At 68.5% G+C, this 21288-nt stretch carries 17 protein-coding genes; 12 read left to right on the top strand and 5 right to left on the bottom strand.

Features of this window, described 5'->3' with window-relative positions:
* Nucleotides 1-46: 46 nt before the first annotated feature.
* Together G6O68_RS06440 and G6O68_RS06435 are read right to left on the bottom strand one after the other, a co-directional pair.
* Complete coding sequence (locus G6O68_RS06440; RefSeq protein WP_165246023.1) at nucleotides 47-1486, bottom strand: efflux RND transporter periplasmic adaptor subunit; 1440 nt, start codon at nucleotides 1484-1486, stop codon at nucleotides 47-49.
* A 134-nt stretch (nucleotides 1487-1620) separates the two neighbouring features.
* Nucleotides 1621-2349: a TetR/AcrR family transcriptional regulator gene (locus G6O68_RS06435; protein WP_240911076.1), complete on the bottom strand. Its 729-nt coding sequence runs from the start codon at nucleotides 2347-2349 to the stop codon at nucleotides 1621-1623.
* Nucleotides 2350-2762: 413 nt separating this feature from the next.
* Here G6O68_RS06435 and efp point away from each other — a divergent pair, with 413 nt between their 5' ends.
* Entirely contained in the window at nucleotides 2763-3326 is a 564-nt protein-coding gene (efp, locus tag G6O68_RS06430) for an elongation factor P (protein WP_165246019.1), read from the top strand.
* A gap of 93 nt (nucleotides 3327-3419) precedes the next feature.
* Nucleotides 3420-4571, top strand: a complete 1152-nt coding sequence (locus tag G6O68_RS06425; RefSeq protein WP_240911075.1) for a M20 family metallopeptidase — start codon at nucleotides 3420-3422, stop codon at nucleotides 4569-4571.
* Between the two features lie 153 nt (nucleotides 4572-4724).
* On the opposite strand, the gene G6O68_RS06420 is transcribed toward G6O68_RS06425, so the two are convergent.
* Entirely contained in the window at nucleotides 4725-5057 is a 333-nt protein-coding gene (locus tag G6O68_RS06420; RefSeq protein ID WP_165246017.1) for a hypothetical protein, read from the bottom strand.
* 105 nt (nucleotides 5058-5162) lie between these two features.
* Between G6O68_RS06420 and G6O68_RS06415 the strand changes: the two genes are divergently transcribed.
* Nucleotides 5163-6359 carry a M28 family metallopeptidase gene (locus tag G6O68_RS06415; protein ID WP_165246015.1) on the top strand — a complete coding sequence of 399 codons (1197 nt, stop codon included), beginning with the start codon at nucleotides 5163-5165 and terminating at the stop codon, nucleotides 6357-6359.
* A gap of 3 nt (nucleotides 6360-6362) precedes the next feature.
* On the opposite strand, the gene G6O68_RS06410 is transcribed toward G6O68_RS06415, so the two are convergent.
* A complete protein-coding gene (locus G6O68_RS06410) occupies nucleotides 6363-8417 on the bottom strand; it encodes a PD40 domain-containing protein (protein WP_165246013.1) in 2055 nt (684 codons plus the stop codon).
* A 401-nt stretch (nucleotides 8418-8818) separates the two neighbouring features.
* Between G6O68_RS06410 and G6O68_RS06405 the strand changes: the two genes are divergently transcribed.
* From G6O68_RS06405 to G6O68_RS06365, 9 genes are all read left to right on the top strand, one after another.
* On the top strand, nucleotides 8819-9346 hold the full coding sequence (locus tag G6O68_RS06405) for a 3-hydroxyacyl-ACP dehydratase FabZ family protein (RefSeq protein WP_165246011.1): 528 nt from the start codon (nucleotides 8819-8821) through the stop codon (nucleotides 9344-9346).
* A 368-nt stretch (nucleotides 9347-9714) separates the two neighbouring features.
* Nucleotides 9715-10101 carry an acyl carrier protein gene (locus G6O68_RS06400; protein ID WP_165246009.1) on the top strand — a complete coding sequence of 129 codons (387 nt, stop codon included), beginning with the start codon at nucleotides 9715-9717 and terminating at the stop codon, nucleotides 10099-10101.
* 165 nt (nucleotides 10102-10266) lie between these two features.
* Nucleotides 10267-10818 carry a 3-hydroxyacyl-ACP dehydratase FabZ family protein gene (locus G6O68_RS06395; RefSeq protein ID WP_165246007.1) on the top strand — a complete coding sequence of 184 codons (552 nt, stop codon included), beginning with the start codon at nucleotides 10267-10269 and terminating at the stop codon, nucleotides 10816-10818.
* A 178-nt stretch (nucleotides 10819-10996) separates the two neighbouring features.
* Nucleotides 10997-12322 carry a beta-ketoacyl-[acyl-carrier-protein] synthase family protein gene (locus G6O68_RS06390; protein WP_165246005.1) on the top strand — a complete coding sequence of 442 codons (1326 nt, stop codon included), beginning with the start codon at nucleotides 10997-10999 and terminating at the stop codon, nucleotides 12320-12322.
* Nucleotides 12323-12396: 74 nt separating this feature from the next.
* Nucleotides 12397-13683 (top strand): beta-ketoacyl-ACP synthase II, encoded by a 1287-nt coding sequence (fabF, locus tag G6O68_RS06385; RefSeq protein WP_165246003.1) that lies wholly within the window; start codon nucleotides 12397-12399, stop codon nucleotides 13681-13683.
* Nucleotides 13684-13789: 106 nt separating this feature from the next.
* The gene (locus G6O68_RS06380) at nucleotides 13790-14881 is read left to right on the top strand and encodes an alpha/beta hydrolase (protein ID WP_240911073.1); all 1092 of its coding nucleotides are present in this window, start codon (nucleotides 13790-13792) and stop codon (nucleotides 14879-14881) included.
* Between the two features lie 29 nt (nucleotides 14882-14910).
* Nucleotides 14911-16605, top strand: coding sequence for a GH3 auxin-responsive promoter family protein (locus G6O68_RS06375; protein WP_165246001.1), 1695 nt, complete (start codon nucleotides 14911-14913; stop codon nucleotides 16603-16605).
* A gap of 182 nt (nucleotides 16606-16787) precedes the next feature.
* Nucleotides 16788-18200 carry a DUF1571 domain-containing protein gene (locus G6O68_RS06370; RefSeq protein WP_165245999.1) on the top strand — a complete coding sequence of 471 codons (1413 nt, stop codon included), beginning with the start codon at nucleotides 16788-16790 and terminating at the stop codon, nucleotides 18198-18200.
* Nucleotides 18201-18404: 204 nt separating this feature from the next.
* On the top strand, nucleotides 18405-18797 hold the full coding sequence (locus G6O68_RS06365; protein WP_165245997.1) for a response regulator: 393 nt from the start codon (nucleotides 18405-18407) through the stop codon (nucleotides 18795-18797).
* A 46-nt stretch (nucleotides 18798-18843) separates the two neighbouring features.
* Here the strand turns inward: G6O68_RS06365 and G6O68_RS06360 are convergent, their stop codons facing one another.
* Nucleotides 18844-21093 (bottom strand): NfeD family protein, encoded by a 2250-nt coding sequence (locus tag G6O68_RS06360; protein WP_165245995.1) that lies wholly within the window; start codon nucleotides 21091-21093, stop codon nucleotides 18844-18846.
* Between the last annotated feature and the right edge of the window lie 195 nt (nucleotides 21094-21288).

Below are 21288 nucleotides of genomic sequence, written 5' to 3'. Positions count from 1 at the left end.
GGCTGTCCCTCGGGGATGGGGTAAGGACGACTCCTCGGCCGCGGGGTCAGTGCGCCCCGGCGGCGGGCTCGGCCTTCTTCGGGGACGGCGCGGCGGCCTTCGGGGCGGCGGACGCGGGGGCGTCGGTCGCGGCGGGGGCCTCGGTCGGGGCGTCGGCTCCGGCCGTGGTGGGGGTCTCGACGGGCCGGGCGAGGGTCGCGGGCTGGACCGTGACGGGCATCCCGGGGCGGATCATCTGCAGGCCCTCGACGATGACCGGGACGCCCGCCTCCAGCCCGCCGAACAGCACGCGCATCCCCTGATACGTCGTCAGGCCGGCCTGCACCCCCTGCACGGCGACCTTGCCTTCCTTGTCGATGACGTAGACGACCGGGCCGGATTCGCTCTCGGTGACGGCCTGGGCCGGCACGACGACGACGTCCTTCAACTGCTCGATCTCCATCCTCAGCTTGACGTACTCGCCGGGCAGGAGCGTGCCGTTGGGGTTGGGCATGCTCGCCTTGGAGAGGAAGGTCGAGGTGGTCTCGTCGATGAAATTGTCGATGAAGTAGAGCTGGCCGTTGTACTGGTGCCGCTCCTCGCCCTCGACCCCGGGACGGGTCAGCTCCACCGGGGTCTTCTGCTGGACGAGCTGGGTCGCCCGGTCCAGGTATCGCGAGCTGATGCGGATGTCGACGGCGATCGGGTCGAGCTGCTGGATGGTGGCCAGCTCGGTGTAGCTCCCCCCCTCTTGCCCGGGGCCGACGAGGTTCCCCACCTTGACGAGGGCGATGCCGATGCGGCCGTCGATCGGGGCGGTCATGCGGCAGTATCCGAGGTCCAGCTCGGCGTCGCGGACGCCCGCCTTGGCGGCGTCGAGCTGGGCCTTGGCCGCGAGGATGGCGATCTCGTAGTCGGCCATCGCCTGGTCGTAGTTCGCCTGGTCGGCCTCGACCTGGGCCTCATATTGCTTGCGGTCGGCCTCCGCCCGGTCGAGGTCCTCCTGGGAGCCGGCGTTCCGGGCGAGCAGGGCCCGGGCCCGTCGCTCCTCGATCCGCTTGAGGTTCAGCTGGGCCACGTCCAGGGCCACTCGTGCCGCGCTCGTCTCCCGCACCTTGGACTGCTCGGCCTTGCGGACGGCGGCCTCGGCCTGCGCCTGCATGGCCTTGGCCGATTCGAGCGCGATCTTGTACGGCTCCTCCTCGATGACGAAGAGGAGGTCGCCCTTCTTGACGAACGAGCCCTCCTCGAAGAGCCGCTCGGTGATGAACCCCCGGACGCGGGCCCGGAGCGTCACCTGCTCCAGGGCGACCGTCGTGCCGTTGGGCGTGTCGATGACGGGGATGTCCATCCGCCGGGATTCGACGACGCCGACGAGGGGAGGGGGGGGCGTCCTCGGCGCCTCGTGCTTCGAGCAGCCCGAGCCGGCGGCTCCCCAGACAAGGGCGAGGCCCATCAGGCCGAGGCTCCGGCGGGAGCGTCTTCGCGAGGCGGTCGTGGTATCCATGTTCTCCCGGCCCCGCGCGGGGCGTCCTCCGTCGGAGGGTTGGGGCCCGTTCGCGAAGGGGGTCGCGAGGGCCCGTGGTCATGGGAAGTGAGGCGCGCCGCCGGCCCATACGGTCCGGCGGGAAGAAGAAAGGCTCAGGGTTCGTCGTTGATGACCCGCCACTCCTCGGGGAAGATCGTCTCCATCACCCGGAGGCGGGTCGCGGCGTAATCCCACTCCGAATAGAGCGGCCGCCAGCCGAAGCCGTCGAACATCATGTTGAGGCTCTCCCGCTTCAATTGGCAGGTGTGCTCCGTGGGGCACTCGTTGAACAGCGGGTCGGCGTTGAGCAGTCCCAGGTGGGTGCCGACGGCCACCGCGAAGGTCGCGGTCGTCAGGCCCTGCGGCGTCCAGGGCTCGCGAAGGGCGAGGTCGCCGTCGGCGACGGCCGACTCGATGATCTCGCGGACCCAGCCGGCGCACTGGCGGTCCCGCTCCCGCAGGAGCTTCCGCCTCTGGACGTCGGCGCGGTCCTGCAGGTTCGCGAGCCGGATCACCATCTCGGCCTGGTAGTATTGCGGGTGCAGCCGGCCGAACAGCTCGTCGGCCACGCCGATGGCGAACATCCGCTCGCGGGCGCGGCCCTCGAAGGCCCTGGCCCGCTCGAACAGCTCCCGACGGTGCTCGATGCTCTGAACCGCCAGCGCCGCGACGAGGTCTTCCTTCGTCGAGAAGTGCTGGTAGATCGTCCCCTTGGAATACTCGGTGGCCTCGGCCAGGCGGTCCATGCTCAGGCCCGCGAATCCTTGCTCCATCAGCATCTTCCGGGCGACGTCCAGCAGGTACGCCTCGCGCTGACGGATCTCCTTTTGCTTTCGCGTCATCGTGCTCATGCGGGGATTATTGACGGTTCGTCGAAAAACGTCAAGGCGTCGAATTTCGCCGGACTCCCGAGATCACCCCGAATCCCTTCGGGGACGTAGGTTTGGGCCGAGAAACGGCGGGGCCCGGCCGCAAAATCCTGGGCCCTCCGGGCAGGCGCACCCGAACGCCTCGGGGCGGGGGCGATGAGGTCGCCAGCGAGAAATCGGTCCGTCCGAGCTCGGCGAGGAAGGTCCGTCCGGTCGGCCGGAAGTGGAAGGCGGGCTAGGCAGAACGACGCGGGGCCAGTAAATTCGGGCTTCGGATCCGCGCCTGACGCCGCTCCGCCGCCCTTGAAATCATCCCGCATCGACAGGATCGGCCGGAGGGACTCGCCGACCCGTCTTGACGATCCCAGAGAGAGACGCAACTAGCCATGATGATCAAAGCGACCGATATCCGCCGCGGCATGGTGATCACGATGGAAGGCGTGAACTTCGTCGTGGTCGACTTCGCCCACCACACCCCGGGCAACCTCCGGGCCATGGTCCAGACCAAGCTCCGCAACATGAACTCGGGGTCGCTGATCGACAAGCGTCTGCGTTCGGTGGACCAGATCGAGGTCCCCTACGTCGAGACGAAGCCGTACGAGTACCTGTACTCGGCGGGCGACGAGCACGTCTTCATGGACACCGAGACCTACGACCAGCTCCACTTCGCGCCCGAGATCATCGGGACGGCGATGGAGTTCCTGTTGCCCAACAGCAAGGTCTCGGTCAAGTACATCAACGACAAGCCGGTCTCCATCGAGATCCCCGACTCGGTCGAGCTGTGCGTGACCGACACGCCCCCCGCGCTCCAGGGCGCCACGGCGACCAACCAGTACAAGGAAGCGACGCTGGAGACCGGGCTCAAGGTCCAGGTCCCGCCGTTCATCAAGCCGGGCGAGAAGATCCGGATCGACACCCGGACCAGCGAGTACCTGGAACGCGTGAAGTGACGACCGACGTCGCCTCGCGACGCCGACAGGGTCGGGACCGCGCGACGTCGCGCCGGTCCCGCTGAAATCCCATCGACCGGAAGGGCGCGGCCCGTGGACGAATCGACCCGCCTGCTGTCCGACCTGATCGCCATCCCCAGCGTGAACCCGATGGGGAGGTCGGTGTCGGGGCCCGAGTACTATGAAGCCCGGATCGGCGGTTTCCTCGAGGCCTGGCTGCGCGAGGCCGGCATCCCGGTCGAGCGCCAGGTCGTGGCACCCGGGCGGGTGAACCTGCTGGCCCGCTTCGAGTCGCCCGAGCCGGGCGCGCGTCGGCTCCTCTTCGACGTGCATCAGGACACCGTGCCAGTGGAGGGGATGACGATCCCTCCGTTCGAACCCCGCGTCGAAGGGGGACGGGTGTATGGCCGGGGGTCCTGCGACGTCAAGGCGGGGATGGCGGCCATGTTGCTCGCCTTCCGCCGGCTCTGGAACGAGAGGCCCGCCGGCTCGGCGTCGGTCGTCCTCGCCCTGACCGTCGACGAGGAGTACACCCACCTGGGCTCGGACCTCCTGGCCGAGACCCAGAAGGGGATCGACCTGGCGATCGTGGCCGAGCCGACGAAGCTCGACCTGGTCCCCTGGCACAAGGGCTCGGTGCGCTGGAAGATCCGCACCCGCGGCGTCGCCTGCCACAGCTCGACGCCCGACCTGGGGGTCAACGCGATCTACCGGATGGCTCACGTCGTGGACGCCTTGGCGGGCCACGCTCGCGAGCTGGCCGATTCGACGCCGCACGACCGCCTCGGCCTGCCCACGCTCTCGGTCGGGCGGATCGAAGGGGGCCGGAGCGTGAACGTCGTGCCCGACTTCTGCGAGATCGAGATCGACCGCAGGATCCTCCCCGGCGAGACCTGGCAAGGCTGCGTCGAGCAGGCGAGGGCCGCGGTCGTGGCGCGAGCCGGGGGCCTTGAAGGGGTCGAGTTCGAGGAGCCCTGGGGCCGGATGCCCGCGCTGGAAACGCCGCTCGGGCCCTGGCTCGATCCGCTCCTGAAGGCCGTCGAGGCGGCGACCGGGAGGGCCCCGGCGCTCGTCGGCGTCCCCTACGGCACGGACGCCGGTCCGCTCGGGGAGGTGGGCATCCCCGCGATCGTCTTCGGCCCCGGAGACATCGCCCAGGCGCACACCCGCGACGAGTGGGTCGAGATCGATCAGGTCACGACGGCCGTCGAGGCGTACTACCAGATCGCCCGCGGCCTGGGCTGACCGCTCCGGAGCGGACGCGGCGCCCGGGAAAGCGAAACCGCCCCGGCCCCCCCTCCGGGAGAGGGGGAGCGGGGCGGTTCCCGTCGGGAGCAACCCGGACGTGAATCCTGGGGATGCGGCCCGGCCTTCCGATCGGACGATCCTTGGACCGGATCAGAAGACGTCCATGGTGAAGTGATTGCCCTTGTAGAACTTCTTCTTGTTCCAGTCGTGCCAGCCGTGGGGGTGCCGGAACTTGTCGAGCACGCGGTAGCCGCCGTAGTAGTTCCGGTAGTACGGGCCCTGAATCTGGGGCACGATCCGCTGCTCGCGGGGATACTTGTACCAGCCGTCGTAGAGGCCGTTGTACTCGAACCCGTTCCCCGGGACCTGCGGGGGCACGTACGGCCAGTGCAGGTAATCGTTCCAATCCTGAGCCTTCGCCGAGCCGGCCAGCATGAACGCCAGGGCCAGCGCGAACGCCGTGATCCATGAGCCTCGCGACACGTTCCACCTCCGTGTAGGGAACCAACCCAATCCAGGAGTAGGATGACACACGGAATCCCGGCTGGCGGCGGTTGCGCGAATCTTTTTCCCCATCGAGGAGCGGTTATGCACGACGCGCCGATTCGCCCTTTCAGGTCCTCGCCGCGGGTCGTCCCGACGGCACTCCGGCTCGCGGTCGCGACGATCGCGGCGGCCCTGGCGATCTCCCCGGCCGGCGCGTCCGAGCCCGTCCGCCCCGAACGCCCCGAGCTTGAACGCTGGGTCCGCCTGCTGGCCTCGCCGGAGTTCGAGGGGCGACGCGGGGAAGGGGCCCGAAAGGCCGCCGCCCTCATCGCCGACGAGTTCCGCCGGCTCGGCCTGGAGCCGCTCTTCCAGGGGCGGTTCACTCAGGAAGTCCCGGCCGCGCCCCCGGTCGACGCGCCCGGGCGGAACGTCGGCGCGATCCTGAAGGGGTCGGACCCCGAGTTGAAGGATCGCTGCGTCATCGTCTCGGCCCATTACGACCACCTCGGCGTACGCGGGGGCGTCCTCTACCCCGGGGCCGACGACAACGCCTCCGGCGTAGCGATGCTCATGGAAACGGCCCGCGCCCTGGTCGAGTCGGGCGTCCGACCTCGACGCTCGGTCGTCTTCGTCGCCTTCGATCAGGAGGAGGTCGGGCTCTACGGCTCGCGGTACTTCGCCGCGAATCCGCCGTTCCCGCTGGAGGGCGTCGACCTGTTCGTCACGGCCGACATGATCGGTCGGTCGCTCGGCGGGGTCTGCGAGGATCTCGTCTTCGTCATGGGGACCGAGCACGTCCCCACGCTTAGGCCCTGGCTGTTCGAGGCGGTGGCCGGGAAGCCGCTCACGCTTGGCATCCTGGGGGCGGACCTGCTGGTGCTGAACCGTAGCGACTACGGGCCGTTCCGGAGCCGCAAGATCCCGTTCCTGTTCTTCAGCACCGGCGAGAATCCGCGCTACCATGCCCCGAGCGACACCCCGGATACGCTCGACTATCCGAAGCTCACCGAGATCAGCCGGCTGATCCACGCCGTGATCGCCCGGTCGGCCGACGCCCCCTCGCTGCCGCGCTGGAATGATGAGATCGATCGCCCCATCGAGGAGGTCGTCACCATCCGCGACGTCCTGCGGATCCTCGACGCCAACCGCGGCCTGCTCGGCATCAATGCCGCGCAGGGCTTCGTGATCGCCAGCACGCTCAAGTCGCTCGAAGGCGTGGTTGAACGAGGCGTGGTCACGCCTTCGGAGCGATCGAGCATGATCCAGGCCGCCCGCCTGGTCCTCATGACCCTGTTCTGAGGGTCAACCCTCGACTTCGAGTCGCAGGACGGGAGGCACCTGCGTCGGGGCCCGGAACGGCCTTCCCGCCGGCCCCTCGCCCGGATCCTGAGGCTCGATGAAGATTCGACGGCGGGGACGCTGTGGGGCCTGGCCGCCGAACTCGTCGGGCGCGATCGGTTCGAGATCCCTGCCGAGGCCCGGATTCGGGGCGAAGGGAAGGTTGGGCAGCCGTTCCGCCGGATCGAGGCCCTGCAGGGGGTCGCGGCCGTCTTCGACGTCGAGCCCGTCCAGGCCGGTCTGCGCCCGTTGAAGGGCGCCGGGGCCGGACTTTTGCTCCAGGTGCTTCGCCCAGACGTTCTCGGGGCTGGGGACGCCGGTCAGGGCCGGGCCGATGGGCGAGTCTTCGAGAGTCAGGGTGCGCGACGTCGTCTCGCGATCGAGATAGGCGATCAGGCCCCGAGCCCGCTCGAACTCGCCTTGCCCGAGGAGGACCTGGGCCCGAAGACAGAGCCACCGGAGGCGGGCGGCGGGATCGTCGGCCGAGGCCTCCACGGCGGCGAGATGCCGCTCGGCCGAGTCGTAATCCCGGTTCAGGTAACTGAAGAAGAGTCGGTAGACCCCGGACCGGTCCCCGACACTGTCGCTCGCCTTATCATCGAGCAGCGAGAGCGCGAACTTCGCGATCCGTTGCAGACGGTACTGACGGGGATGGATGCCGCCGAGTTCGGCCATGAGGGGGAGAACCGTGGCGCGGACGGTCGTGCTGTCGCCGGCCGTCATGGGCAGCCAGGTCTGGAGATGGTCGACGGCGCAGGCGGCGAGGCGGTCCAGCCATCGCTCTCGGGTCGCCTCGTCCGGGGCGAGGAGCGTGATCGCCTCCGTGTTCAGGTCGCAGAGGAACGCGAGGCCCGCGACGCTGCCGTCATCGACCCGCAAGGCCAGCGTCTGGCCGTCTGGGGAGAGCGACGGGGAGGCGAGCCGGAGGCCGGCGTCGAGCGGGTGGATCTTCTTGAAAGTATTCTGCGTGCGGACGTTGTACCACTTCACGGACTGATCGTGGCCGTCCGACTCGATCAGGCAGGCCCCCTGCTCCTGCTCGCCGTCGAGTGCGAGATCGACGCGCAGGGCCGGCGGCCGCTCGCCGAAATGGGTGATCGGCCCCCGAAATCGCTGGGGGGCGTTCACCGGAGCGGGGGCTGCGGCCTCAAGGGTCGAGATCCGGGCGCTGAAGCCTTCCAGGCTGATTCGCATGAGATCGACCTGGGTGTGACGGAAGGGCCCGCGCATCGGCGCGGCCAGCATCAGGATCGACTGGCCGTCGATCCCCCAGACCGGAGCCGAGGGGGTCAGCGAGGGGTCGCCGCTCAGCAGCCGCTCACCGCCGGAGACCCCCAGCAGGTGGAGTGAAACGGCCGCCTCGCCGTTCGGTCCGGGATTCGGGCGAAGGTACGCCAGACGCTGGCCGTCGGGGGACCAGGCGGGCGACCGGGCACCCTCGACCGTCGTGACGAGGCCGCTCTCGATGCCCACGATCCAGACTGCGGGGTCGCCGCCGGGCCTGACGAGGGCCACTCGACGGCCGTCGACGTTCATCGCCGGCTTCTGGAGGCTCAGGGCCGCGAGCGCCGCGGCGTCCAGCTCCAGGCCGGGGTGCACCACGACCGAACGTTTTCGATCGAGGCCCGATTGGACGACGACCTCGTACCGCCCCCGCAGGGCGGACCCACCCTGGGATTCGAAGGGCACGAACCGACCGTATACGAGCGACCGGCCGTCGGCCGACCAGGTCGGCGACGACAGGGGATGGGCCGATTCCTCGATCAAAACCGACTCGTTCCCCTCGACCCGCGTGGCCCAGAGGCGGTAGGACTTCCCCGCGGCGGAGGCGTCGGCGCTCGCGGCGGCTCCGCCCGGCGTCAGCATCCAGTCGGGGGGCAGGGCGGGGGCGTCGGGCGAGGCGACGGCGAGATGGGCGATCCACTTGCCGTCCTTCGACCAGTCGATCGGGGCGCCGAATGTGGCCGTCGCGAGGGCGGCCGACAGCACGTGCGAGAGGCCGACCAGGCTCGACAACATGATCCGAAAGCCTCCGCCGGGACGGGGACGCGGTCCGACTCCGCGTCCGGGCCGGGCGTCGATCGCCCGGCGTGACGACGACGCGCTTCAAGTATAAGGGGGTGGGCGGGGACTTCCTAGTTGAAAAGGGCCCCGCCCAACCCCGTCCGCCCGAACCCGCGGCGCGATCGGCCGCCCGGGGGCCTCGCCGGATTTGACCGGTCGTCCCCAGGTTGTATGGTTCCTCGAAAGAGTTGCGGCCTGACGCCGAGTCCGAGGACCATCGACCGGTCCTTGTAAGCCCGGCTCTCCCGGGAGTAAAATGCCGGGTCGCCACCCGCCAACTCCCCCGGCGCCCCGGTCCCGGACGGCTCGAGAGTCGAGCCCCTTGAGTCTCCGCCTTCTAGCTTTCGGGAGCTTCCATGCGTTTCGTCCTGATCGATCGGATCCTCGACGTCCAACCCGGGCGTTCGTTGCATGCCGTGAAGAACCTGTCGCTCGCCGAGGAATATCTCGCCGACCACTTCCCGGGTTTCCCGGTCATGCCCGGGGTGCTGATGCTGGAGGCCTTGACCCAGGCCGGGGCCTGGCTGCTGCGGGACATGGAGGACTTCGCTCACAGCATCATCGTGCTGAAGCTCGCGAAGACCATCAAGTACGGCAGCTTCGTCGAGCCGGGCCGCCAGCTCGAGCTGAAGATCGACCTGGTGTCCAGCGACGCGACCGACGCCACCTTGAAGGGGGTGGGCGTGATCGACGGGCAGGAGATGGTCAAGGGGCGGATCGTCCTGACGCGGTACAACCTGCGCGACAAGAATCCGCTGCTCCACAACACCGACGCCCAGATCGTCGCCGGCCTGCGCGACCTCTACGTCACGCTCCGGAAGGGCTCGGTCGGGGCCCGCGCGATCTCGCGGACGCCCGAGCCGGCCGCGGCGAAGTCGGTCTGATCGGCAGGACGTGGGCCGTCGCGGCAGTCGCGACCGCCCCAGCCCGCAAGGTCGTTAAACAGCCCGGGGGACGCGCCGGAAATCTTCGCCGATCTTGCCCATTCCGGTCGTATCCTTGCTTGAGCGTGATGAGGTTGCAAGGATTCCCGATTTTCTGGACAATCGAGGACGACCCCGGATTCCGGCCGAAGGATCCGGGAACGCCCCCCAAGCGAATCGGGCTTCCACCCTGCGACCCACCCCCCTTGAAGTTCGCCGCTCGATCTCGCCGACGATTAAGTGAGCCGACTTGATCGAAGGCCCGTCCGCGTCCCCGATTCGCCGTGGATCGAGTGCGAGCCCGTGTTCCCCTAAATCCTGAGGATGACATGCCCGCATACGAAGAAATCTTCGAGAAGGTCCAGTCCACTCTCGTCGACGCGCTGGGAGTGGATGAGGAGGAAGTCTCCCGCGAGTCCACCCTGCAGGGCGACCTGGGCGCCGAGTCGATCGACTTCCTCGACATCGTCTTCCGCCTCGAGCGGAACTTCGGGATCAAGATCCCCCGGGGCGAGCTGTTCCCGGAGAACCTGGTCGCCGACCCCGAGTGGATCGCCGACGGCCGCCTGACGTCGAAGGGCGTCTCCGAGCTGAAGGCCCGGCTCCCCTTCGCCGACCTCTCGAAGTTCGAGGCCGATCCCGACGTCGAGAAGATGGGCGACCTCTACACGGTCGACATGCTCGTGCAGTACGTGCAGAGCAAGGTCGGCGCCTGATCCAGGGCTGACGGCCGTCCCGAAAGGCGGACGGGCCGCGCGACGCCGCGGCGGGTGGACTCACGTCCATCCGCGCGGGCGTGGTCGGCGTCTCCGGGTGATCGCGGGCCGGACGGCCGGCCCTTCTCCTTCCTTCCCCCCCTTTGCCTGGCGGCGCGTTCGACCATGCGATGGATCTGGATCGACAAATTCACGGAGTTTCGGAGCGGTCAGTTCGCGCGAGCGATCAAGAACCTGACCCTCGCCGAGGAGCACCTGCACGACCATTTCCCGGGCTACCCGGTCATGCCGGCCTCGCTCATCATCGAGGGGCTGGCTCAGACCGGCGGGATCCTGGTCGGCGAGGCGGGGGGCTTCACGGAGAAGGTGGTGCTCGCCAAGATCCCCCGCGCCGAGTTCTTCGGGGTGGCCTGCGCCGGCGATCAGCTGATCTACGAGGTGACCCTGACGGACCTCCGCTCGGAAGGTGCGGTGGTCGACGCCAAGGCGTTCCTGGGCGGGGACCTCCTGGCCGATTGCGAGATCGTCTTCGCCCACCTGGACAACACCCGGGCCAACCAGATCTTCGGCCCAAAGAACTTCGTCTTCACGCAACAGCTCCTGGGCGTGCTCGATCTCGCCAAGGCGCAGCAGCGGGCCAAGGAGCTGGACGGGGCGCCGGTCGACGGCGAGGTCAACGGCGAGCCCCCCACGGCGACGCCGGCCCCGACGCCTTGAATCGGTCGCCATCGCCGCGTTCGTTCGGTAGACTGTACGCGTTCCAAGTTCAGGGTCCCCTCGCGGGACGAATCCATTCCGGGCGGTTCTGGGAGCCCCCGACCGACTCGCCGAGTAGGGCGGGGCGGCCTCGGGGATCGAGTCGCGGACCATCACCGGGGAGTTCGACGGGTCATTCATGCTTGGTTCCGAACGCCGCGTGGTCATTACCGGGTTAGGGTTCGTCACGCCCCTGGGTGACGCTCCGGATCGCATCTGGGAGCGGCTCGCCTCCGGCCAAGGGGCGCTGCGACGCGTCGAGGCGTTCCCCGTCGAGGGGCTGCCCAACGACATCGTCGCCGAGATCCGCGATTTCGACTTCCTGAAGGGCTACGCCCTGCCGAAGTATCGAAACTCCCTGCGCAAGAGCCGCAAGTACATGGCCCGGGACATCCAGCTCGCGGTGGCCGCCGCCCAGCGAGCCATGGACGACGCCGGCCTGGTCGACGGCGGCGTACAGCCGACCCGCATCGGCATCGACCTGGGCGCCGGCCTGATCTCGACCGAGCTGGACGAGCTGGCGCCCGCCATCGCCATGGCCTCCTCGAACACCGGCCAGTTCGAGTTCCCCATCTGGGGACGCGAGGGGATCGGCGTCATCGAGCCGATCTGGCTGCTCAAGTACCTGCCCAACATGCTGGCCTGCCATATCTCGATCCTGATGGACTGTCAGGGGCCGAGCAACACGATCACGGAGGCCGACGCCTCGTCGAACCTGGCGATCGCCGAGGCCGCGCGGATCATCGCCCGCGGCAAGGCCGACGTCATGATCACCGGCGGCGCCGACTCCAAGATCCACCCGCTCAGCCTGACCCGGATGGCCCTCTACGACACCATGTCGCGATGGCGGGGCGAGCCCGCCGAGGGCCTTCGGCCGTTCGACGCCCGTCGGGACGGGACGCTCGCCGGCGAAGGGGCGGGGATCCTGATTCTCGAGGAACTGGGGCACGCCCTGCGGCGCGGCGCGAAGATCCACGGCGAGATCCTCGGGGCCGGCTCGGGCTGCGACGCGGTCCCGACCGGCGGCCAGGATGCCCAGGGGGGCGGGACCGAGATCGCCGTCAAGTCGGCCCTCCGCGAGGCCGGCATCGGCCCGGAGGCGGTCGGCCACGTCAACGCGCACGGGTCGGGCTCCAAGCTCGGCGACCTGGCCGAGGCGCGGGCCTTCGAACGGGTCTTCGGCCCGGGCAAGGTGCCTGTGGTCGGCCTCAAAGGATTTTTCGGGAACATCGCCTCCGGGGCCGGCGCGGTCGAGCTGATCGCCAGCCTGGTGGGCGTGAATCGGGGCCTGATCCCCCCCACGCTCAACTGCGAGGAGTTGGATCCGGGTTGCGGCATCGACGTCGTGACGGGCGAACCCCGGCCGACCGACAATCCGGTCTTCGTGAATTCCAACGTCACCGTCAACGGCCAGGCCTCCGCCGTCGTCGTGCGGGGCGGCGCCCCTGAGGGCTCGTCGAGCTGATCCGCGGCCCTCGACTCGGTTCCGATCGCGATTCATTCCATCCAAGGTCGGGCTCAGTCCCGGGAAGTTGCTTCATGCGGCGCGTCGTTGTCACAGGAATGGGCATGGTCACCCCGGTCGGCCGGGACGTCGAGTCGACCTGGGCCGCGCTGCTCGAAGGCCGCAGCGGGGTCGGGGCGATCTCGCTGTTCGACGCCCACACCTTCCCGACGCGGATCGCCGCCGAGGTCAAGGACTTCGACCTCAGCTCCTACATCGAGGACGGGGACCGCTGGAAAGAGCACTCGCGCAATACGCGGTTCGCCCTCGCCGCCGGCCGGATGGCGATGGACGACTCGGGGCTTTCCCGCGCCGTTGACGAATTCGATCGCACGCGGTTCGGCGTCTATCTTGGGGCCGGCGAAGGGCAGCAGGACTTCGAGCGGTTCGTGAAGCTGGTCTACAAGACCGGGAAGTCGGGCAAGGTCGCCACCCAGGACTTCACCAAGCACGGCGTCCACGACCTGCACGTGATCCACGAGGCCGAGCAGGAGCCGGGCACCCCGGCCGCCCACCTCGCGGCCAAGTTCGGGGCCCGGGGAGCGAACGCCAACTGCCTCACCGCCTGCGCGGCCAGCTCCCAGGCCATCGGCGAGGCCTACGAGATGATCCGCCACGGCTGCGCCGACGTCATGCTGTCGGGCGGCACCCACAGCATGATCCACCCGTTCGGCGTCACCGGCTTCATCCTGCTCACCGCCCTCTCGACCCGCAACGACGAGCCCGAGAAGGCCAGCCGTCCGTTCGACCGCGACCGCGACGGCTTCATCATCGGCGAAGGGGCGGGCATGCTCGTCCTTGAGGAGTTGGAGCACGCCAAGGCCCGGGGCGCGAAGATCTACGGCGAGATCGTGGGCTACGGCTCGACGGCCGACGCCTTCCGGATCACCGACAGTCACGAGGACGGCCGGGGCGCCATCGCCTGCCTCAAGGAGGCGCTCGACGGCGCTGGCCTGAAGCCCGAGCAGATCGACTACATCAACGCGCACGGCACCAGCACTTCCGTCAACGACTCGGTCGAGACCCTGGCGATCAAGAAGACCTTCGGCGAAGCGGCGTACAAGGTGCCGATCTCCAGCACCAAGAGCATGATGGGCCACCTGATCGCCGCCGCCGGCAGCGTCGAGGCCATCGTCTGCCTGCTGACGATCCGCGACGGCCTGCTCCCCCCGACGATCAACCTGGACAACCCAGACCCTGACTGCGACCTCGACTACATCCCGCATGAATCTCGCAAGAAGCAGGTCGACGTCGCGCTCTCGAACAGCTTCGGCTTCGGCGGCCAGAACATCACCTTGATCCTCAAACGCTACACCGATTGACCGAAGTCTTGCAGCCGACGTCGCCACCGACGACCCGCTCGCCCCGTGGCAGGCGCGGCCCCGGCAGGCCTCGGACGGTCCGGACGAATCCGACGGGAGCCTTGCCGTGATCGGCCTCTCTACGCTTCTCATCGCCCTGGCGGTCGTGGCGACCCTGCCGGTCTTGGTCTTCGGCGGATTCCTGGCGTACACCATCTGGATGTACTGCCCGGTCATCCGTCGGATCTTCGAGGAACGGCCGATGTTCCAGCCGCTGAAGGTCCTCCCCGAGGACGTCGGCGAGACGGCCTCCTTCCGGACCTCGGACGGATTGACTCTCAAGGGGAGCTATTTCAAGGCCCGGACCGACTCCCGCGTGGGCGTCCTCGTCTATTGCCACGAGTTCCTCAGCGATCGCTTTAGCTACGCGCCGTACCTGGACCACCTGCGGGATCGCGGGTTCGACGTCTTCAGCTTCGACTTCCGAAGCCATGGCGCGAGCGGAGTCGACCCCGCGTACGAGCCGCTCCAGTACGCATCCGACCGCGAGGTGGAAGACCTGCAGAGCGCCCTGAACTACCTCCGCTCGCGGCCCGACCGGGACCTGGCGGGCTACGGCCTCTTCGGGGTCAGCCGAGGGGGCGGCACCGCCCTGCTGGTGGCGGAGGCCGAGGCCGACGTCTGGGGCGTGGTCACCGACGGGGCCTTCCCGACTCGCGGGACGATGACCGCTTACATCGTCCGCTGGGCCGAGATCTACGTCCGCAGCCGGTGGTTCCTGGCTATCGTCCCTCGTTTCATCTTCGCGATCCTCGGCGACGTCGCCCGGCGCGGGACGGAGCGGCGTCGCAACTGCGTCTATCCGAGCGTCGAGAAGGCCGTCGCCGGCCTGGCTCCCCGTCCGTGGCTCCAGATCCACGGCGAGCGCGACGTCTACATCGGCCCCGACATCGCCCGCGAGATCTACTCGTTCGCGAGCGAGCCCAAGGATCAATGGTTCGTGGCCGGCGCCAAGCACAACCGCTGCCGCGAAGCCCAGCCCGAGGAATACGCCCGTCGCCTCGGCGAGTTCGTCGACGTGCACGCCCCCCGACGCCCGCTGGCCGAGGTCGAGGCGGAGTCGATGGGGTCGGGCTTCGGCCGCTACGAGACCGCCGAGCAGGGGTGCGGCGAGGCTCCGGGCCTGATCGTCAACGTCGCTTCCTCCGTCAACCGCTGAACCCCCTCCCTCACCCCCGGGCGCCGACCATGCTGACCTTCATCAAGCGGCTCGTCGGCCGCCGGATCGCCAATCGCGCCCGCGCGCTGGCCGTCGAGTTCCACGGCCAGGCCAAGCAAGCGGGTGTGGTCCAGCGCAAGCTTCTCCTGGATCGCATCGCCCGCAACGCCGACAGCGGCTTCGGCCGCGATCATCGCTTCGGCGAGATTCGTACGCCCGAAGACTTCCGTCGGCAGGTGCCCATCGGCGACTACACCCGGCACGAGCCCTACATCGACCGGGTCCGCAACGGCGACGTGTCGGCCCTCTTCGGGCCCGGTACGGAAGTCCTGATGTTCGCAATGACCTCCGGGACGACGAACCGTCCCAAGACGATCCCGGTCACGCGCGAGGCGCTGGAGAACTATCGCCACGGCTGGCTCATCTGGGGCATTCAGGCGTTCGACTCCCACCCGAGCATCATCCAGAACGGCCTTCGCCCGATCCTCCAGATCGCCAGCGACTGGCGTGAGAGCTACACCCCCGGCGGCATCCCCTGCGGGGCCATCACCGGCCTGACCGCCTCGATGCAGTCGCGGATGATCCGGACGACCTACTGCATGCCCCCCTGCGGCTCGCGGATCAAGGACGTCGAGTCCAAGTACTACGTCGCGCTTCGGTTCGCGATCGCCAAGAATCTCGGGACGATCATCGCGGCGAACCCCAGCACCATCCTCAACATGGTTCGGCTCGGCGATCGCGAGCGGGAGACCCTGATCCGCGACCTGTTCGACGGGACGATCTCCTCGAAGTGGGCGATCCCTGACGACGTGCGCAAGGAACTGAGGTTCCGGACCCGATTCCGCCGCAAGGCGGCCTCGCGACGCCTGGAAGCGATCGTCGGCGAGACCGGGCGCCTGCTCCCGAAGGACTACTGGCCCAACCTGGAGTTTCTGTCGAACTGGATGGGCGGGACGATGCGGGCCTACCTGCGCGGATATCCCGAGTTCTTCGGCGAGAAGCCGGTCCGCGACGTCGGGCTGATCGCGTCCGAGGGCCGGATGACGATCCCGATCGAGGACGGCACCCCCGCCGGCGTGCTCGACGTCCGCCACCACTACTTCGAGTTCATCCCCGAGGAAGAGGCCGAACAGGCCGATCCCCGGACGGTGGAGGCGGTGGACCTCGTGGAAGGGAAGAACTACTTCATCCTCCTGACCACGGCGGGCGGGCTTTACCGTTACAATATCTCCGACCTCGTGCGCTGCGTCGGCTTCCACGGCGAGGCGCCGGTGGTCGAGTTCCTCAACAAGGGGGCGCACTTCTCCAGCCTGACGGGGGAGAAGATCTCGGAGCATCAGGTGATCTCGGCCGTCGAATCGGCCCAGCGAACCGCCGGGGTCAGGCTGCGGTCTTACCTGTTGCTTCCGCTCTGGGGCGATCCCCCTTCCTACGGGCTCCTGGTGGAGAACTCCGACCTGGGCGACGACGAGGCGGCCGACCGCCTGGCCGCGGCCGTCGAGGAGCAGCTTCGCGAGTTGAATGTGGAGTACGCGGCGAAGCGAGACTCCCTCCGTCTCGGCCCCGTCCGCACGATCCGCATCCAGGACGGAGCCTGGTCCGATTTCCAGAAGCGCCGGCTCGCCCGCAGCGGGGGGACCGTCGAACAATACAAGCAGCCGCACCTCATCCCCGACGTCGAGGCGATCCACGGATTCCCGATGGTCGCCGCCGTCGGCTCCTGAGACGGGACGGCGAACCTTCGATCGCCTCACGCCAGGCCGTCCCCGGGACGGTTCGGCTTGCCGCATCCGGCCGGATCTGGTAAGGGTTCGGCAGCTTTTCTTTCCAAAGGCCAGGGCTCCAGGGCCGCCGTCCAGATGATTCCGAATCTGGCGGATTTCCCCAGCGAGGGGGAACGTTGCTCATGAATCCGGCGAACGCCGCGCGGCGGGCGAATCCCGCACGACGAACCGTCCTGATCCTGGCTGCCGCGGCGGCCTCGGTGACCGCCGAGATCGGCTGCGCGACCGGCGAGAGCTGGCGCGCGGGAGCCGGAGCGATGTCGAGCATGCTCTGGTCTCGCGCCACGGCCCCGACCCAGCCGGGATACGACCTCTACGCGCAGAACATGGCCCAGTCGAAGAGTGTGAAGGACGCCGAGGCCCTTGCGTCGGCATCCGACCGCCATCCCGGCCTCGACGGCGGCGAGCCCGTGGACGAAGAGCCCGTCGCGGCCGATCAATCCACCGCGGCCGCGATCGCCGAATCGCGGCCTCGGCATCGCGGCACCTCCGATGAGAGCGTTCGGGTGACCCTGGGCCGTCCCGAGAGCCTGCCCGTCCTCCGCGATCCCGACGGCTCGCCCGGACCTCTCCTGGCATCAGCCGCTCCGACCACAACGCCTGCGGTTCCTCCTTCGGTCGCCCCGCGACCGTTCGAGGCCGCGCCCGAGGCCGACATCGCGTCCGCTCCGCCGGAACTCGCCGCCGCCGAGGCGGATCCGACCCCCGAGCCGAGGCCGGCCCACGCCGTCGAGGTCGAGGCGGCCCCCGCGCCGGAACTCGCCCAGTCGGAGCCCGTGGAGGAACCCCGTGCCAGGTCCGCCGAGCCTTCGCTCAAATCCATCCTCGACGAGGCCCAGGAGCGGCTGGAGGCCATGTCGACCTATCAGGTGTCCATCACCCGGATCGAGCGGGTCGGCAACCAGGTGCTCCCCGAGGAGAAGGCCCTGCTGAGCATCCGTCGCAACCCGAAGGCTGTCCGACTGGAATGGCCCGAAGGGGCCAACAAGGGCCGTGAGGTCATCTACTCCGCCGCCATCAACGAGCGGATGATGCACGTCAACGTCGGCAATTCGGCCATCCCGATCCCCCGCATGAGCCTGCCGGTGGACAGCCCGCTGGCGCTCCGCAACAGCCGACACGCCATCACCGAGGCGGGCTTCGATACCATCTTCAAGAACCTCGCCAAGCAGGTCGACGCCCAGGGACGCCCCACCGGCGCCGAAGGTCGGCTGACCTACAAGGGCCTCCAGAAGCCTCAAGACGTCGACCACGCCTGCCACCTCATCCAGCGCATCACGCCGGCCAAGGAAGTCTGGCGGGTCTACCTCGATCCCGAGAGCCTGATGCCCGTCGTGGTCACGGCCCATCAGGCCGACGGCGGGCTTCTTGAGTCCTACCGTTATGAGGGCCTGAAGACCGATCCCACCGAGTTGGCCTCCGCCGACGCGTTCGATCCCGACAAGCGCTGGGGCGAGGCCAAGGGTCTCTTCTCCCGTTTCGCCAGGGCGGCGGCCGGAGGGTCCGATTCCGCCGCGCCTACCACGCAGCGTTGACTGCCAAAACGGCCGGCACCCTGACGCCTTGAGAATCGGCTCGTGACACGAAAGCCTGAGGATCCGATGACTTAACGTCTGATCTTCGATCGGCTTGCTGCGATCACGAAGGACGGTTGGAGGGCCGGTCGTGAGATTGGCCCGCCCTTTGCGTGCGATCTTCCGGATAGAATCCTCGGAGCGGATCAAACGTGGGTCGGGAATATGCCGTCACCAGCAGTACACGATTACTCGATCCTCATCACGGACGATGATGCGGGCGTGCGCGAAACCCTCCGCGACATCCTGATCCCGCACGGCTATCGGACGTTCCTCGCCGAGAGCGGCGAGGAGGCGATCGACATCGTTCGCGACAATCAGGTCCACATCGCCCTGCTCGACATGCACCTCCCCCGCCTATCCGGTTTGGAGACCCTCGCGGTCTTCCGCCAGATGCGCGGGGCCCTGCCGGCGATCCTGATCTCCGGGGCCTGTGACGAGAGCTTGCTTCGGCGAGCGCTTTCCGAACACGCCTTCTGCGTGCTGGAGAAGCCGGTCAGCCGCCATGTGGTCGTCCACGTGGTCCACAAGGCCCTGCGCAAGTTCTACGACAACTGACGCGGGGCCGGGATGGTCCGGCGGATCGTCCCGCCTATCTCCACTCTCAGGCCAGCGGGTCGGCGTCGAAATCGAGGCTCGGCCCCGACTCGGTCGTGTTCTCGGGCGCGCTCCACTGCTTGACGATCACGCGCGAGCCCTGGACGTCGATGACTTCGACGAGACTGTCCGGCTCGATGTAGAAGTTGTCGGCGGTGACGTCGATCAGCAGGTTGCCGAACCGCGCCTTGCCCGTCGGACGCAGCGGCGAGGTGGTGCGTCCGGTTTCGCCGATCAGGAAGGCCAGAGACTCGTAGCCCTCCATCGAGGGCTTGATGGCGGGGTCCGCGGCCTCGACAGCGACCCAGGGTTCCGGCTTGAGGATCAGCCTGTTGAAGATGGGGATGACCGGGAAGTACCGGGCAAGGACCATCGCCCCGATGGAGACGCCGACGAGCGAGAGCGTGAGCTGGATGAGCGTCAGGCCCATCTCGCGATACTCGTACTCCTGGGTCGGCCATGTGAAGGTATGGCTTGCCATGACGATGCTGGCCAGCATCATCAGGATGCCCGACATGCCGAACACGCCGAAACCGGGGAGCACGAAGAGCTCGACGGCCAGCGAGAGCAGCCCCATGAGGAACAGGATGATTTCGAGCTGATCCGCGGTCCCGCTGAGGTAATGGCTCCAGAAGAACAGCATGAAGGCGGTGGCCGAGGTGATCGCGGGGAGCCCGATGCCGGGGAGCTTGAGTTCCAGGACCATCATGAAGAGGCCGATGAACAGGAGGAGCCAGCTCACATAAGGGTCGGTCAGGACGGTCACGAGCGAGTCCACCCACCCCGGCCCTTCCACGCGGATCGCGACTCCCTGCAGGCCGTAGACGGCCTTCAACTCCTCGACGTCGCGCACCGTCTGGCCCAGGTCGAACGAGGAGGCCCGCTCGGCCTCGACGAGCAAAGGGCGGCCCGGCTCGTTGCGGGGCTGTACGTTGGCGAACCGCACTCGGTCCGCCTCGGCCTCACGCCGAAGGAGCAGGCGCGTGGCCCCGGTCGTCTGATCGAGCGCCTCGACAAGTTCGGTCGTCGGATCGACCATGGCGCGGGCGACGGCCTCGGGATGGCCCTTCCTGGAGGCGAGCATCGCGGCCTTCTCGGCTAGGCCGGCGACCTGCTCGTCGGAAAGGGCTTCGAGCCTCCCGCGCGTCGTGATGAGCTGGCGGACGTCGCCCAGCGAGGCGCCATCCTTGAAGACGATGTCGCGGCAGGCCAGGGGGAGAAGCGCCGCGACGCCTTGCGCGCGGTCGCTGATGTAGGCGACGGTCTTCATATCCTCGACCCCGGCGATGAGGTCGGCTACGGAGTCGGCGGCCTCGACCATGCCGCCGGGGCTGTCGATTTCGAAGAAGACCAGGTTCGCCTGCTCCTGGCGAGCCTGCTGGATCCGGCGGCCGAGATACGAGAGCTTCGCCCCCTCGATCGGGCCTTCGATCTTGATCCAGACCGGACGCAGGAGGCTCCCCAGGGTCGGGTCGTCGATCGTCGACCCGCCGTCGATGCGATAGAGATGCGCGACGTCGGCGGGGGTCTCCGCCACGCGCTTGCAGAATCCCTCTTCACGCGCCCGCTCGGACGTGAGGACGCCTCGACGTCCTCCCTCCCAGGCCGGCGGTTGGTCGACGACCTGGTGCGCCCGGAGGAAGTCGGGCATGTGATCGGCGAGGACGTAATGCACCCCCTTGTCGGCGGTGCGGACCAGGCGAAGGTCGGCGTCGGGCTCGAGCATCCCCAGGATGAGGTCCGGGTCGCGGGTCTTGCGGACGGCGAGGAAACGGACCGGCTCGCGCAGGGCGGGGTCGAACGACTGGTTCTCCGGGGTGATCGGGCCCAGGCTGGCGCGCGAGGCCATCACGATCTCGGTGCAGGCGACCACCGGCAGGACGGCGTATCCCGTCAAAGGCTCGGGCACGTAGGCCACGGTGAGCCGCGCGCCGCCGAGATCCTTGGCGATATAGTTCGCGAGGTCGTAGGAGGCGCCGAAGTCGCTCGTGCCCGGGGCGGACTCGCCGGGAAGAAATTGAAAGATCAGGATCGGGCTGCGGCCCTGGGCGCCGCCGGACGCCTTATCCACGAGGCTCTTCGTCTTGGCGCGGACCTTCGCGATCGTCTCGTGGGTGATCGGCTCGACGATGGTGAAGAACTGGCCGGGGGTCGCCTCGTCCTGGACGTTCGGGGCCTCGGCGCGAGCCGCCGCTCCGCCGGCGATCCAGCAACCGAGAGCCGTCGCGAGCCAGGAGACCACAAGGGGGCGTGTCATCGAAGTCGGACTCCCTCCGCGAAGCGTCGACGCCGGGCATTGGGGAGGATCGCGCGTCCGATCGACCGCCGAGGAAGGGGACGGATCTGGTGGGGGCCGTTCAGGCCCCGCAGGACGTCCTCGGCAGGTCGAAGAAGCAGCGGGTCGCCTCGGATGCGTCCCTGACCGTTCGACCGCGCTGATTATAGGGCCGGG

The sequence above is a fragment of the Paludisphaera soli genome, from assembly GCF_011064595.1.
Taxonomy (GTDB): Bacteria; Planctomycetota; Planctomycetia; order Isosphaerales; family Isosphaeraceae; genus Paludisphaera; species Paludisphaera soli.
Note: the sequence above shows the minus strand (reverse complement) of the source record. Positions and strands in the feature narration are given on the sequence as shown.